Here is a 14,573-nt window from a genome sequence, read left to right as displayed (position 1 = left end):
CGGCTATCGGGTTATGGCCAGGCGTGATTGCGGTATCGGATTGCGCATCAGCGTGCCCACCACCAGGGCGCCCAGAAGCCCCATCACCCCCGCCACCCACAAGACCAGGCTAAACCCCGCCACAAAGGCGCTGGTCGCCAACGACTGGATCTGTGCGTGTGCCTCCAGTGGCAGTTGGCTGAGCGCCCCCGGCATGTCACCGGCCACTACCCGCGAAGCAATGAAGTGGCTTTGCCCCAGCCACTGCCCGGCGTCCTGCTTGAGGCTGGCGTGCAAGTGTTGCTCGGTGTGGCTTCCCAGCAGGGCTCCAAATACGCCGATGGCCAGCACAATGGCGCTAAAGCGCATGGTGGTACTCATGCCGGACGCCATCCCCACACGGTCACGAGGCACGCAGGCCATGATGTTTTTCTGCGTATCGCCATTGAGCAAACCCGCCCCGGCACCCGTTACCGCAGTGGTCAGCGCAAAGCTCAGGTAGCCGCCATGATCCACCGCCCAGGCACTGAGCAGGTTGCCGCAACCTACCAGGGTCAAACCGGCGGCCATCATGCTGGCAGGGCTGTAACGGGACGCCAGGCGGGCGCCGATACGCGGGCAGAGCAGCATGGCCAGGGCAAACGGCAACATCCCAAGGCCCGAAGTGACAGCGCTCAAGCCCAGGCCGTTTTGCAGATAGAACGGCAGCAAGGTCATCATCACCTGAGCGCAGCCCGCATAGGCAAACATGCCCAGCAGGGCGCCGATAAAGCGCGGATGGCGAAACAGTTGCAGGTCAATCATGGGGCGACGCTGCAGTGATTCGATCAACACAAACAGAACCAGCAACAGCACGCCGGCACTTATCCGGGCATAGGTCAGCGGGGCGTTCCAGCCAATGCGATTGGCTTCGATCAGGCCCCAGATCAGGCACACCAGACTGGCGCTGAAGGCCAGGCTGCCCCAGGGGTCGAGTCGGGCCGATTGCGGGTCGCGGGATTCAGCGATGGCATGCCTGACCAGCAGCATCAGCAGCAGGCCAACCGGCAGGTTGAGGTAAAAGATCCAGCGCCAGCCCAGGTATTGGGTGATCAGCCCGCCAAGGGTGGGCGCCGCCGTCATGGCCACCCCCATGCAGGCACCCCAGAAGGCCCAGGCTTTGGCCCGTTCGACCTCATCGTGAAAGGCATGCCCGATCGAGGCCAGCGCCGAGGTCAGCAGCAGGGCCGCGCCCACGCCTTTTACGGCGCGGGCGATTTCCAGCAGCAGGCTGTTGGGCGCCGCGCCGCAGCCGAGGGACGCAAGGATGAAAATACTCAAGCCCCACAGCAGGGTCTTTTTACGACCGAAGCGATCGGCAATGCTCCCGGCCGGCAACAGCAGGGCAGCAAACGCCAGCATGTAAGCGCTGACGACCCATTCGATATCGACAAAGCTGGCCCCCAGATCCCGGGCGATGCTGGGCAGGGTGACGGCGACGATGTTGGTGTCGAGCACGATGAGTGAACACACCCCGCTGGCCGTGAGCAGGGTGAGGCGCGGGCTGACAGCTTTCATCGTTTTAGCCCCTGGCCCGGTTCAAGCATTACTTTGCAGGCAATTAATTTTACGGTCATGCTCACGTCTCTTCAGTGCGGCGATGGCCCCAGTGTAGGGGCGGGCACTGCGGTGCTTGTTAGCCTGAAACCCGAACTTCATTACCTTTGAGCTAATGCTGCTATGGACATACGCCATTTCCGTTATTTCCTGGCCGTTGCCCGGCAGGGCAATTTCACCCGGGCCGCAGAAGTACTGGGCATTGCGCCGCCGACCTTGACGCGGCAAATCCAGGACCTTGAAAGCGCCCTGGGCGTGCGCCTGTTTGTGCGCCAGCAGCGACAGGTCAGCCTGACCGAAGCTGGGCGGGCCTTGTTGCCCGAGGCGCAGGCCACGGTGCGCCAGTTTGAATTGGCCCAGCGCAATGCCCAGCGGGCCGGGCGTGGAGAGACAGGCCATATCGAACTGGGTTACGTGGCGTCGGCCGTGTACTCAGGGGTTTTGCAGCAGCAGGTGCAGGGGTTTTCCAATGAATGCGCCGAGGTCAGTTTGAGTGTGCGCGAAGCACCGATGGCCAGTTTGCCGGTGATGGTCGCTGAGGGCCGCTTCGATCTGGGTTATGTGCGCTCACCCATGACCTTGCCCGAGGGGCTGGAGGCGATTCGTCTCAAGGCCGAGGGATTTGTTCTCGCCCTGGCCGCAGACAGCTGGCTGGCGCGTCTTAAAAGCGTCAGTGCGCAGCATCTGCAAAACGAGACGTTTATTTTGCCGGAGCAAATCAGCGGTACGTTGCAGGTGGCTGCCCAAGGCGACTTTGCCCCCGCGCTGGGGCCCCAGCCGGGAGGGCTGGTGGCTGTGATTGCCCTGGTTTCGCTGCGTCAGGGCGTGGCGGTGGTCCCTGAATCAGTGGTCGGTCATATCAGCCTGCCCAATGTCATTTACCGGTCGATTGAAGGGTGTGAGGCGCAGTCGTGGCTGTCGTTGATCTACCGTCGATTTGAAAAGTCGGCGGCGGTGACGCGTTATATCGAACAGGTAAAGCGCGTCAGTGCGCACGAACAACAGGCCAGCAGGATTTCGTCGCATTCATAGGTGCGTTAGCGTCTGGAAGCAGTACAATCGCGCCCCTTTACCGGGCATGGATGCTGTTCGGCACCCGCTTACGAGAAGGTCCATGGTTTCTGCAAGCTACTCTCCCTCGCTGGTTTTTATCTCCCTGTGTGTTGCCATTCTGGCGTCGTACACCGCCCTTGATCTGAGCGGTCGTATTGCCACTGCCAGGGGCCGGGCCGTGTATCTATGGATCGGTGGCGGGGCACTGGCCATGGGGTTTGGCGTGTGGTCGATGCACTTTATCGGGATGCTTGCGCTGGAGTTGCCGCTGACCCTGGGGTACGACCTGGGGCTTACCCTGTGGTCTTTGCTGGTGGCTATCCTGTCGTCAGGCTTTGCCTTGTGGCTGGTCAGTCAGCCGCGCTTGCCGGCACTGCAATTGTTGTTCGGCGCCTTGATCATGGGGGCGGGCATCAGTGCCATGCACTACAGCGGCATGGCGGCGTTGCGCATGCAGCCGGGGATTGATTACGACCCGACGCTGTTTGCCCTGTCGTTGCTGATCGCGGTAGGCGCTTCTGCCGCCGCGCTGTCGATTGCGTTTCGCCTGCGCAAGAAAACCCCTTATGTGCGTCTGATCCGGGGAGGGGCTGCGGTCATCATGGGGCTGGCCATTGTCGGTATGCATTACACCGGCATGGCGGCGGCGAATTTTCCCATTGGCAGTTTTTGCGGGGCCGCCGTGGATGGCTTGAGCGGCAAGGGGCTGGATAACCTGGTGCTGGTGTCCAGCCTGGCCGTGCTGGTGATTGCTCTGTTGACCTCGGTTTTTGATGACCGGCTCAATGCCCGTACCGCTGTCCTTGCCGACTCTTTGACCCTGGCCAATGAGGAGCTTACGCAACTGGCGCTGCACGACACCCTGACCGGGTTGCCTAACCGTATCCTGCTGGCTGACCGCATCGGTCAGGCGATGAGCAAGGTGACGGAGCAGGGCGGATGCTTCTCGCTGATGTTTATCGACCTCGATGGTTTCAAACCGGTAAACGACGCTTTTGGTCATCACCTGGGCGACCGCCTGTTGCGTGAAGTGGCGTTGCGCTTGCGCGAGCAGTTGCGCAGCCAGGACACCCTGGCGCGAATCGGTGGCGATGAATTTGTGTTGCTGGTGCGCCTGCTTGAGCCGGACGATGCCCCGCAAGTGGCGGCGCGCCAGGTCAGTCTGTTGTCCAAGGCGTTCCGGGTCGACGAGCATGATTTGCTGATTTCCGCGAGTGTCGGCATCGCGCTGTATCCCGGTAACGGTCTGAGCGCCGAAGAGCTGCTGATGAACGCCGATGCGGCGATGTATCACGCCAAGGGCACGGGCAAAAATGGCTACAGTTTTTTCGATGCCTCGATGAACTTCAACGCCCGCAAACAATTGCAACTGCTGCAAGACCTGCGTCAGGCCCTGGTGCTGCAACAGTTCCGTTTGCATTACCAGCCCAAGTTTGACGCCAGCACTGGCCAGCCGGTAGGTGCCGAGGCCTTGTTGCGCTGGGAGCATCCGCAGCAGGGTTTGTTGTTGCCGGAGAGCTTTATCGACCTCGCGGAGAAAACCGGGCTGATCATCCCTATTGGCGATTGGGTGCTTAACGAGGCGTGCCGCCAGATGCGCGTGTGGTTCGATCAGGGTTATAGCGGCTGGCGCATTGCGGTCAATCTGTCGGCATTGCAGTTCTGCCACACGGGGCTGGTCGACAGCGTCGTCGAGGCGCTGGAACGGCATCGGTTGCCAGCCAACAGCCTGACCCTGGAAATCACCGAAACCACCGCCATGAGCGACGCCGATGCAAGCATGGTGGTGCTGCAGCGCCTTTCGCAGATGGGCGTGGACCTGTCCATTGATGACTTCGGCACCGGCTACTCCAGCCTGATGTACCTCAAGCGTCTGCCGGCCAATGAATTGAAGATCGACCGTGGTTTTGTTCGTGACCTGGAGCATGACAGCGACGATGCGGCAATTGTGTCGGCCATTGTTGCGCTGGGCCAGGCACTGGGGCTGCGGATTGTGGCCGAAGGTGTGGAAACTGATACCCAGCAAAGCTTTTTGACTACCCTGGGCTGCGATTCGCTGCAGGGTTTTCTGTTGGGCCAGCCTCTGCCTGCCGAGCAATTCATGCATGAAATCCATCGCGCCGAGCCCGTCACGGACAGAAAATCGACACTGACCTGACAAACTAAAGCCTTCGCGGTTATTCTGCCCCCCAGACTTGGATCGTAGTAAGGGGAGCACGTATTTATGGATAAAGTCATCGTGATCACCGGCGGCAGCCGCGGCATAGGTGCCGCCACCGCCGTGCTGGCGGCGCAACAGGGTTATCGGATTTGCATCAATTACCTGACGGATGATGCGGCAGCCCATGAGGTGCTGGCGCAGGTTCGTGCCCTGGGCGCAAAAGCCATCGCGGTGCGTGCCGATGTGAGTGACGAAGATGAAATCATTCGCCTGTTTCTTGAAGTCGACGAGCAGTTGGGGCCGGTCACGGCGCTGGTCAACAACGCGGGCACCGTGGGGCTCAAGTCACGGGTCGACGAGCTCACCGAACTGCGCATCATGCATACCCTGAAAACCAACGTGCTGGGCCCCATCCTGTGTGCCAAGCACGCGGTGCTGCGCATGTCGCCACGCTACGGCGGGCAGGGCGGCAATATCGTCAATGTGTCGTCGGTGGCATCGCGCCTGGGTTCGCCGGGTGAGTACGTCGACTACGCGGCCTCCAAGGGCGCGCTCGACACCTTCACCCTGGGCTTGTCCAAGGAACTGGCGGGTGAGGGGATCCGGGTCAATGCAGTGCGCCCCGGCTATATCTTCACCGACTTTCACGCCCTGAGCGGCGATCCGGGTCGGGTCAGCAAACTTGAACCGATCATCCCGATGGGCCGCGGCGGGCGCCCCGAAGAAGTGGCCGAAGCGATTGTGTGGCTGCTCTCGGACAAGGCTTCCTACACCACTGGCACCTTTCTGGATCTGGGCGGCGGGCGCTGAGTCTGTGGGAGCGGGCTTGCTCGCGATGAGGGCGGCGCGCAGTTTCTGGCCAGTCCCGTTGCGACCGTCGTGAGCCAGCCACTTCCACAAGTTTTGTAACTTGCAATTACTTCCCATCCGACGATAATGCGACTTATTGCTATTTAAGTCTGGTTATCTATCGTGTCTAGCCCTGTGGACCCCAAAAGCCTGTTGGCAAGTCTGTATCACGACAATCATGCGTGGCTGCGCGGCTGGCTGTCGCGACAGGTGCGTTGCCCACAGGATGCGGCTGATCTGACCCAAGACACATTTCTGCGCGCCTGGGACGCCCGGCAATTGGAGCGTATCCAGGAGCCCAGGGCGTATCTGAGTACCGTCGCCCGCCGCTTGCTGTGTTCACTGTGGCGTCGCCGCAAGCTCGAGCAATCCTATCTGGATCAACTGGCCGATTTGCCCCAGGCCTATGCACCTTCTGCCGAAGACATTGCCCTGGTTCGCGAGGCGATTGAAGCCATTGACCGGGTGCTTGAAGGGCTGCCGTCACGGGTGAAGCGGGCCTTTTTGCTCAATCGCCTTGAAGGCATGCCCCAGCAAGCCATCGCTGACCAGTTGGGGGTATCGCTGGCCACGGTCGAACGTGATTTGCGTCGCGCCTTTGTTCATTGTCTGGGGCAAACGGAGCCGGTCCTATGAGTACAACCAGGGTTGATCCGATTACCCGTGCAGCCATTGACTGGATGCTGCGCCTGGAGTCCGGGCAAGCCTGCCCTTCGGAGCGGCAGGTGTTCAAGGCATGGCTGGCTGAAAGCCCCGAAAACATGGCCGCATGGCAGCGGGTGGCTGGCGTTCTGAAAGCCCCTGTGGCTGATTTGCAATCGGTGGAGCGGCGCAGCCCCGGGCAACTGCAGGCCGCACGCCGGGCACTGTTGGCCGGGACTTCGCCGGCGCGTAAAAAGACCCTGCAAGGCGGCCTGTTACTGTTGCTGCTTGGCCTGGGGGCCGCGGGCCTGGTGGATCGCGTGACCCCACTGACGGGCTTGATGGCCGACCAGCACACGGCAACCGGTGAGCGCAAAACCATCGAGCTGGTGGATGGCAGCCTGCTCACACTCAACGCCCGCAGCGCAGTCGATATCGAGTTCACTGATGGTCAGCGCCGCGTGCGACTGCGCGAAGGCGAGTTGCAGGTGGAGGTGGCCGCTGATGCCGGGCGCCCGTTTGTGGTGGTCACGGCCCAAGGCCAGGTGCAGGCCCTTGGAACGCGCTTTATGGTGCGTCAGGGGACGGGCGAAAGCCTGGCCAGCGTGCAACAGCACAGTGTGCAACTGAACACCCTGGGTGGTCAGCAGCGGCGTATAGACACCGGCCAGGCCGTGTCCTTCACGGCCAGCCAGATTGACCCGCAAACCCCTACGTCCCGTAGCCAGACCGATTGGCTCCACGGCCGTGTAGAACTGCATGACGAACCGTTGTCAGCCCTGGTCGACGCGCTTGCGCCTTACCAGACGGGGGTGTTGCGCATCAGTCCCGAGGCCGCACGGGTGCGGGTGTTCGGGGTGTTCCCCCTGGACAACACCGCCCAAACCCTGAGCGCGCTGGCGCAAACCTTGCCGATCAAGGTCACGCGTTACGGGCCGTGGTTGACCCTGATTGATGTGAATCGGTAAAACCAGCCGAATGGGAATTAATTGCAAATAGTGTGAGGGGAAATCCTTGCTCGTTGGTCAAGGTTACAACTGCCTACCTTGCAACGAGAAAGGACGCCCCATGCCGTATGCCCCGCTAAGACCTTGCCTGCTGGCACTGACGATCACCCTGAGCATTGCGGGTCACTTGCCAAGTGCGGTGGCTGAAGCGGTGCACAGTGAGCAAAGTGCCGTTCGGTTTTTTGACCTGCCTGCCGCGCCTTTGGGCGTGACCCTGAGCCGGATCGCCCGTGACAGCAACCTGACCCTGTCCATTGCGCCTGCCTTGCTGCAGGGCAGGAACTCCGCGCCGGTGAACGGCATGTACACACCGCAACAGGCTGCCGAACGTGCTCTGGCGGGCAGTGGCCTGGGCCTGAGCGTGACCGACAGCGGCGCCTTGAGTGTTTACCCGCAGGCTGAGGCGGGCGCGTTGAACCTGGGTGCGACCAACGTGTCGGCGCGTGTGAGTGAAGAGGGTCGTGGTCACGTTGACGGTTTTGTCGCCACCCGTTCGGCCACCGCGACCAAAACCGACACGCCGATTCTGGAGATCCCCCAGACCATCAACGTGGTCACTGCTGATCAGGTGCAGGTGCAGGGCGCCCGCGACCTGACACAAGCGTTGCGTTACACCCCGGGGGTGAGCACCAATGGCTACACCGATCGCAACACCATCGCTGATGAAATCACCAGTCGCGGTTTTGCCCCCACGCTGCTGTACCTCGATGGCGCCTACCTGCCGTCAGCCGGCAGCCTGGGCGGCACCCCGCAGATCGATCCCTACACCCTGGAGCGTATCGAAGTGCTCAAGGGCCCGTCCTCCGTGCTGTATGGGCAAAACCAGCCGGGGGGGATGATCAATATGGTCTCCAAGCGTCCGGGCACCGAGGCCAGGCATCAGGTCAAGGTCGGCACCGGCAGTTTTGACCGTTACAACCTGGCCTTTGATACCACCGGCCCGCTGGACGATGCCAAAACCCTGAGCTATCGGCTGATCGGTGTGGGCAATACCGGCAGCGAGCAGGTGGACTACACCGAAGACTCGCGCATGCTGCTGGCGCCCAGCTTCACCTGGGCCCCCAATGACAGCACCGAACTGACACTGTATGCGCAGTTGCAGCGCGATGACGCCCTGGCCGACTATCAGGCCTTGCCCGCAGTGGGCAGCCTGTACCGCAACTCCCAGGGCAACAAGATCGACCGCGACACGTTTTTGGGCGACTCGAAATGGAACGACTACAAGCGCGACCAATATGTGGTGGGGTATCAGTTTTCCCATGACTTCAACGAGGTCATGACGTATCGCCAGAGCCTGAGCTACATCGACGTCAATGACCGCTACAAGGGTTTTTACCTCAACCGTTTTGTCACGGCCCCGGACGGTGCCACCGACACCCATGCCAGCCGTACCAAGCTCGACTGGCGCCAGCAGAACAGCTCGTACAGCTTCGACAACCATCTGCAAAGCGACTTCACCACCGGCCCCCTGCAGCACACCTTGCTGGTGGGTCTGGACTACCGGCAGTTCGCCCGCAAGTATCAGGGCTACAACCTGTCCGGCAGCGAAGTCATCGATCTCTACAACCCGACCAACTACCGCACCACGGGCGTGCCGACCCTGACCACGAAATGGGATAACCGGGTCAAGCAAACCGGGCTGTATGTGCAGGACCAGATCAAGCTGGATAACTTTATCCTGACCATTGGCGGTCGCCACGACTGGGCAAAAGTCGAAAACAACGATTTGCTGGCCCGTTCCCGGGAGACGCAAAACGACAACAAATTCACCGGCCGCGTGGGCCTGACCTACGTCACCTCGTTTGGCCTGGCGCCCTACATCAGCTACACCGAGTCGTTCTTGCCGTCAGTGGGCACCTCGGCGCCAGACCGTGGCGCCAAGGCATTCGAGCCGATGACGGGCAAGCAATATGAAGTGGGGGTCAAGTACCAGCCCAATGACACCACGTTGCTCACCGCCTCGGTGTTCGAAATCACCCAGCAAAATGTCCTCACGGGCGACCTTGAGTATCTGGAATATCAAGTCCAGGAAGGTGAAGTCAGGTCGCGGGGCATTGAAGTGGAAGGCAAAAGCAGCTTCAACAATATCGACCTGATCGCGTCTGTGTCGTATCTGGATGTGATCTATACCAAGTCCAACTACGGCAACGAAGGCAACCGCAGCGAGGCTCAATCACCGTGGGCGGCCAGTGTGTGGGCGGACTATCACTTTACCGGGCAGGCGTTTGAAGGCGTGACCCTGGGCGGCGGTGCCCGTTACACCGGGAAAAACTTCGGCGACTCGGCCAACACCTTCAAGACGCCTTCGTTTGTGGTGTATGACGCCACGCTCAGTTATGACCTTGCGGCACTGGACTCGAGCCTGAAAGGGGTCAGCACCCGCCTCAACGTGCAGAACCTGTTTGATCGCGAGTACGTGTCCTCGTGCAACTACAGTTTCGGCTGTTACTACGGGCAGCAAAGGACGGCGGCGCTGGAAGTCAAATACGACTGGTGATGTCACTGCCATCGCCATCGACCTGTAGTCGCTGCCGAGGAACGAAGGCTGCGATGCAGACGCCTCGATCTATCAGAGACATCGAGGCGTCTGCATTAGCGATCGCTTCGCGCTCGATCGCAGCCTCGTTCCACTCGTCAGCGACTACAGCACGGAGTTCGTGGCGAATCTGTAGTCGCTGCCGAGGAACGAAGGCTGCGATGCAGACGCCTCGATCTATCAGAGACATCGAGGCGTCTGCATTAGCGATCGCTCCTCAGCGGCTATAGCCCGGGGTTTTTCAGCGGCGCAATTTGAGTGCACTGGCCAGGCTGATGGCTAGCGGCAGGCGGGGCAGCAAGGTGGCCTGGTAAGCATGGTAAAGGTCCGGCTTGCCGGGCCAGATGTTTTCCGAAGGCTGGTTGTCGACCCCCAGTTCGTGATGCCAGCTGCCGTTCACACGATCGATCATGTGCAGGTCGATATAGTCCCAGAACGCTTGATACCAGACTTCGTACTCATGCTCGTCGGTGCGTTGCAACAACGCTGCGGCCGCAGCTGCGGCTTCAGCGAGGGTCCAGTGCAGGCGTTCGCGGACCACTGGCTGGTTGTTCCAGTCCAGGGTGTAGACGATTCCGCTGCCGCCATCGGCATTCCAGCCATGTTTGCACGCGCTGTTGAACAGTTGGCGTGCGTCTTCGAGCAACCACTGGGGCGCCGACAAGCCGCGCTGTTTACGGGCTGCCTCCAGGTGCAGCAACAAACGCGCCCATTCAAAAGCGTGCCCCGGGGTTTTACCGAAAGGACGAAAGCCATCTGCCGGGTTGTCGCGGTTGTAGTCGGGCAACGGTTGCCACAGGGCATCGAAATGTTCGACGGGCAGGTAGTCGGACTGCGCGGCATGCTGGTGGATGACCCGCTCGGCAATGCACAAGGCACGATCGAGCCACAGGTCTTCATCGAGCACATCGGCCAGGGCCAGAAAGACTTCGGTGCCATGCATGTTGCTGTTGGCCCCGCGATAGGCCTCGCAGTCACTCCAGTCGCTGGCAAAGCTTTCCAGCAAGGCGCCTTCTTCTTGCGACCAGAAATGGTTTTCGAGGACCTGCACGGCATCACCCAGCAGCTCGGCTGAGCCGCCCCGTCCGGCGACCGCTGCGGAACTGGCGGCCAAGGCTACAAAAGCATGGAGGTACGCGGCTTTGCGGGTATTGCCATCCTGGGCGTTGGGGGTGGCAAACCAGCCACCCCGCACCGCATCGCGCAGGGGGCCGGCCAGTGCTGCCAGGCCGTGGTCGATCAGCGGGGCGCAGCCGGGCAGGCCTTGAATATGGGCAAGGGCAAAGCTGTGCACCATGCGTGCCGTGGTGATGGTGTCAGCCGGGGCATCATCCGGTCGTCGTCCAAACCGGTCCAGTTGGGCGAAGCCAGATGGCACGCGCGCCGCCTTGGCGAAGTCCAGCAGTGACTGGCCCTGATCGCGCAGCCACTGTTGATGGGGTGCGCTGGTGAGCCAGCTTTCGTTGGTCCGGGTGAGGTCGGTCATGTGCCACCTGTAGTGTTCTTATTCGTTATTCAACGCTCGCAGACTAAGGGATCGGGCATAAAGCTGAAAGCTTTCATCTCGGGGGCACTGGCTTAAATTTCCGGCTCCCAGCGCTGCGACCAGTCGCTGTCTTGCTTGACGATCTCGCGCAACAGCGCGATGGCGTGTTGCAAGGCGGCGCAGTCCCTTTCCCGTGAGTACACGAGGTAAGTGGGGTAGCTGAATTCGGGGGCTTTCGGGACGCGTTCCAGCGCGCCGCTGTCCAGGTAGCTCTTGACCACCCGTGTGCGGAAATAGCCGCTGCCGCCGTTTTCCAGAATGTAATGCAGCGCCACCGGCCCCAGGTTGAAGCTGATGGCTGCCCGCGCCTTGTCGGGGAGGGCGGCATCATGCTGGCGGCGAAAGTCCTCGCCCCATTCGATGTACACATAGGGTTCGGGCTGCTCGGGGCGGCGAATCTGGATCAGTTTTTCTTCCAGTAACTGCTCCACCTGTACCCCGGGCCAGTAGGCGGGTTGATAGACCAGTGCCGCGTCCAGCAGGCCCATTTCAACCTGGCGCAGCAACTGCTCGGCGTCGCTGATCTGTATGCGCAGGGCATGGGTGGTGAGGTGTTGGCGCAGGACTTTGGCCCAGTTCAGGATCAGCGGATTGCACAGGCTGACTTCACCGCCGATGTGCAGCAACTGATGCAGGCCTTCGGGTCGTGGCAGGTCTCGGCGGGCGGCTTCCCAGGTCTGCAGCAATTGATTGGCGTACACCACAAACGCCTCGCCCTCGGGGGTCAGCCTGGCGCCTGCGCGATTGCGAATAAACAGGGTCACGCCCAGCAGGCTTTCGAGCTTGTGCACCCGCGCGGTCACGGCAGTCTGGGTGACATGCAGTTTTTCGGCAGCGCCGACCAGGCTGCCGTAGCGAACGATTTCAAGAAAGGTGCGAGCCAGGTCGAGGTCCATAAACGCGCCAGTGAGCAAGGGGCGTTCAGTGTAAGGGAGAACAGGCTGCTGCTCACCCTCAAACCTCTGCGGGAGCGGGTTTCTGCATGTGCCGGAAAGGAAAACTCTCTCCTTCTTTAGGAAGCGTCTTACATCAATCAGTTTGCCGCCCTGCTAGCTTTGCGCCGCACTTTTGAGCCTGTTCAGGCTCAGGTATCGCAACGCCTCCTTTATCTCCCAGCTTAAGGACAAGCCTATGTTCGCGCCGGTCAATGCTGCGCATTTCACGTTACTGATCCCTTCTGTTTGCAACGCCTTCAAGGTCCTGGCTTTTGATGGCGCTGAAACCATCAGCTGCTTCAACATTGGAGAGAGTGCATGAGTACCCTTGAGCAATGGTTGCAAGAGCAAACCCGGCAGGGACGACACTTTTACCTGGTACTGGATTCTGATGGCCAACTGGACGAGCGCAATGGGTTGATCAGTGAGCTGGGCGTCGATCACTACCGCAATCTGTACAGGGGAACACCTGCTGATTCATTGGCGAACGTTGCCCCCTACCTCTTCCGGTTGGATACGGTTGAGCATTCGGCCCTTCAGGCCCTGTTCAAGACACCGGACCGTCACTGGGGCTGGCTTGCCAGCGCCGCAAGCGCTGACCTCGATGCGTTGACCGCCCATTGGCAGAAGCGTCTGGTGACCGGTGAGCGGCCGAACCAAGCGCTTTATCGCTTTCACGATAACCGCGTACTGGGGCGTGCACTGGCCTACCTGCAACCCGAGCAGCGTGCGGAGTACCTCGGCCTCATGACCAGCGTGTGTTATTGGCAGGCTGAGCAGTGGACTGTTACCGACAACCCTGATCCGGGTATTTATCCCCTGCCCACAGACCCCGCCTGGTGCCATACCCCTACGCCTGAAGAAACCTTCATGGGCATACAGTTCGACAATACGCGCCGTTACCTGGTCCGCGAGCACCTCGACACGTTGCTCGATCTGGCCCGAGAACAAGACATTGATGCCTGGCTACGGGGCCAGCTCGACCTGGCGCACACCTGGGGCTGGCAGGGACCCGACAGCATTCACTTTTTGCTGATGCAAAGCTTGCAGGCGCCGGATTCCAACCCACCCAAAAACTGGCTACCCCGGCCAAACGAAACTCCGGCGATGCACTTTGACCGGGTTTATCAGCAAGCGCTGTATTGGCAGGGAGATGGCCCCATATGAAACGCGTTATTCACCGTTTAATTCTTGGCAGTTGCCTGGCCCTGACTGGCGGCTGCTCAGCCACAGGAAAGTCCGACACTTTTACCCTTACTGCCGACATTCCACCGGGTTTTGCCTATGTCGCGAAAGTGACCTACGTACCTGTCCCCGGTCAATCTTGCAACCTGGGCAGGTATAACAATGTGAAACAGCAGTTCAACCGCGAGTGGCGAACTGAATACAAGCCTGATGCGCAGATTGAAATACACCGCACCCGCAAAGGCTGCGAGTTGGTGCTGTACAGCATTCAACTCGATATCAACGCGGCGTATGGGAAAGACCGAGGGGATTTTGGTGGTGACTCCGGGTTTATTGCGGTGCGCGATTATCTCGACGCTCGCGACAAAGGCTCCTTCAATGCTGTTGGCGAAAGCCAGATTTCGGGGCAGTGCCAGTGGTTATTTCGGACCTCGGGTAAAACTCGAATTCTAAGAAAAATCCTCTCCTGCAAAAACACCGATGCCCAGGGCAATGTCACCAAAGGTCGTCCGTTCGCCGCGTACACCCTTGATCAGCTACCGGGCAAAACCGTGAAACTGAAGATCAAGTTGGCCGATGAGGAAAGACCTTACATGAAGGACACCTGGGTCAAGGTGCCCGGTGGATGGAAACGCTGTATGGGAGACAATTTTGAAGACCAACATGCCTTTTGCTATGGCAATTACAAAGACTTCAGCACCTTTCGCATGCCGGATGGTCGCGACACCTGCACCATTTACCCCGGTTGTACCGAAAACAAGGAGGTGACCCCATGATCCGTGCACTGCCAGAACGTGACAGGTCATCCATGGATGGCACAATTCACGCTTGCCCTTTACGGGAACACTCGACCAGTTTTCAGTTAGTGGACGAGTTCGGGGATGGACAACCTTATGCCGGGCTGACCTATCAGATCATCGACTACGAAGACATTATCTACACCGGCAAGCTGGATGCGACAGGCTCCGGGAAAGTGGAAAACCACTACTGCGGCCCTGTGGTGCTGACGCTGAATCAGCCCTATCAGGGACGCGAGAAAACCTACACAGTTTTAAGTGGAAGAGATCACTACCCCCTACCCATC

12 protein-coding genes and 1 pseudogene are annotated in these 14,573 nt (G+C 60.2%); 10 read left to right on the top strand and 3 right to left on the bottom strand.

The genetic code is table 11. The annotated features are described in order from the left end of the window. Positions 1–3: 3 nt before the first annotated feature. Positions 4–1,536, bottom strand: coding sequence for an MFS transporter (locus tag AACY07_RS22210; RefSeq protein ID WP_339477694.1), 1,533 nt, complete (start codon positions 1,534–1,536; stop codon positions 4–6). A 162-nt stretch (positions 1,537–1,698) separates the two neighbouring features. On the opposite strand from AACY07_RS22210, the gene AACY07_RS22205 reads away from it, so the two are divergent. The 6 genes from AACY07_RS22205 to AACY07_RS22180 all read left to right on the top strand — a co-directional run bounded on the left by AACY07_RS22205 (position 1,699) and on the right by AACY07_RS22180 (position 9,784). Next, positions 1,699–2,607, top strand: coding sequence for a LysR family transcriptional regulator (locus AACY07_RS22205; protein ID WP_339477692.1), 909 nt, complete (start codon positions 1,699–1,701; stop codon positions 2,605–2,607). Between the two features lie 82 nt (positions 2,608–2,689). Beyond that, on the top strand, positions 2,690–4,786 hold the full coding sequence (locus AACY07_RS22200) for a putative bifunctional diguanylate cyclase/phosphodiesterase (protein ID WP_339477689.1): 2,097 nt from the start codon (positions 2,690–2,692) through the stop codon (positions 4,784–4,786). 66 nt (positions 4,787–4,852) lie between these two features. Further along, the gene (locus tag AACY07_RS22195) at positions 4,853–5,599 is read left to right on the top strand and encodes an SDR family oxidoreductase (RefSeq protein WP_133079701.1); all 747 of its coding nucleotides are present in this window, start codon (positions 4,853–4,855) and stop codon (positions 5,597–5,599) included. A 174-nt stretch (positions 5,600–5,773) separates the two neighbouring features. Next, positions 5,774–6,274 (top strand): sigma-70 family RNA polymerase sigma factor, encoded by a 501-nt coding sequence (locus tag AACY07_RS22190; RefSeq protein WP_133079707.1) that lies wholly within the window; start codon positions 5,774–5,776, stop codon positions 6,272–6,274. Next, positions 6,271–7,248, top strand: coding sequence for a FecR family protein (locus AACY07_RS22185; protein ID WP_339477685.1), 978 nt, complete (start codon positions 6,271–6,273; stop codon positions 7,246–7,248). Before AACY07_RS22190 ends, AACY07_RS22185 begins: the two co-directional genes overlap by 4 nt. A 100-nt stretch (positions 7,249–7,348) precedes the next feature. Next, complete coding sequence (locus AACY07_RS22180; protein WP_339477683.1) at positions 7,349–9,784, top strand: TonB-dependent siderophore receptor; 2,436 nt, start codon at positions 7,349–7,351, stop codon at positions 9,782–9,784. 280 nt (positions 9,785–10,064) lie between these two features. On the opposite strand, the gene AACY07_RS22175 is transcribed toward AACY07_RS22180, so the two are convergent. Together AACY07_RS22175 and AACY07_RS22170 are read right to left on the bottom strand one after the other, a co-directional pair. Beyond that, entirely contained in the window at positions 10,065–11,309 is a 1,245-nt protein-coding gene (locus AACY07_RS22175) for a D-mannose isomerase (protein WP_339477682.1), read from the bottom strand. 92 nt (positions 11,310–11,401) lie between these two features. Then, positions 11,402–12,265, bottom strand: coding sequence for a LysR family transcriptional regulator (locus AACY07_RS22170; protein ID WP_219261332.1), 864 nt, complete (start codon positions 12,263–12,265; stop codon positions 11,402–11,404). 235 nt (positions 12,266–12,500) lie between these two features. On the opposite strand from AACY07_RS22170, the gene AACY07_RS22165 reads away from it, so the two are divergent. The 4 genes and pseudogenes from AACY07_RS22165 to AACY07_RS22150 form a co-directional block, all read left to right on the top strand. Then, the gene (locus tag AACY07_RS22165) at positions 12,501–12,626 is read left to right on the top strand and encodes a hypothetical protein (RefSeq protein WP_339477680.1); all 126 of its coding nucleotides are present in this window, start codon (positions 12,501–12,503) and stop codon (positions 12,624–12,626) included. Beyond that, the gene (locus AACY07_RS22160; RefSeq protein WP_339477677.1) at positions 12,623–13,471 is read left to right on the top strand and encodes a DUF4123 domain-containing protein; all 849 of its coding nucleotides are present in this window, start codon (positions 12,623–12,625) and stop codon (positions 13,469–13,471) included. The genes AACY07_RS22165 and AACY07_RS22160 overlap by 4 nt, the downstream gene beginning before the upstream one ends. Then, positions 13,468–14,265 carry a hypothetical protein gene (locus AACY07_RS22155; RefSeq protein ID WP_339477674.1) on the top strand — a complete coding sequence of 266 codons (798 nt, stop codon included), beginning with the start codon at positions 13,468–13,470 and terminating at the stop codon, positions 14,263–14,265. Before AACY07_RS22160 ends, AACY07_RS22155 begins: the two co-directional genes overlap by 4 nt. Further along, positions 14,262–14,573: pseudogene (locus AACY07_RS22150) on the top strand (lipase family protein); the annotation flags it as partial. The gene AACY07_RS22155 and the pseudogene AACY07_RS22150, both read left to right, overlap by 4 nt.

The sequence above is a fragment of the Pseudomonas sp. RL_5y_Pfl2_69 genome, from assembly GCF_963970465.1.
Classification (GTDB): domain Bacteria; phylum Pseudomonadota; class Gammaproteobacteria; order Pseudomonadales; family Pseudomonadaceae; genus Aquipseudomonas.
Note: the sequence above shows the minus strand (reverse complement) of the source record. Positions and strands in the feature narration are given on the sequence as shown.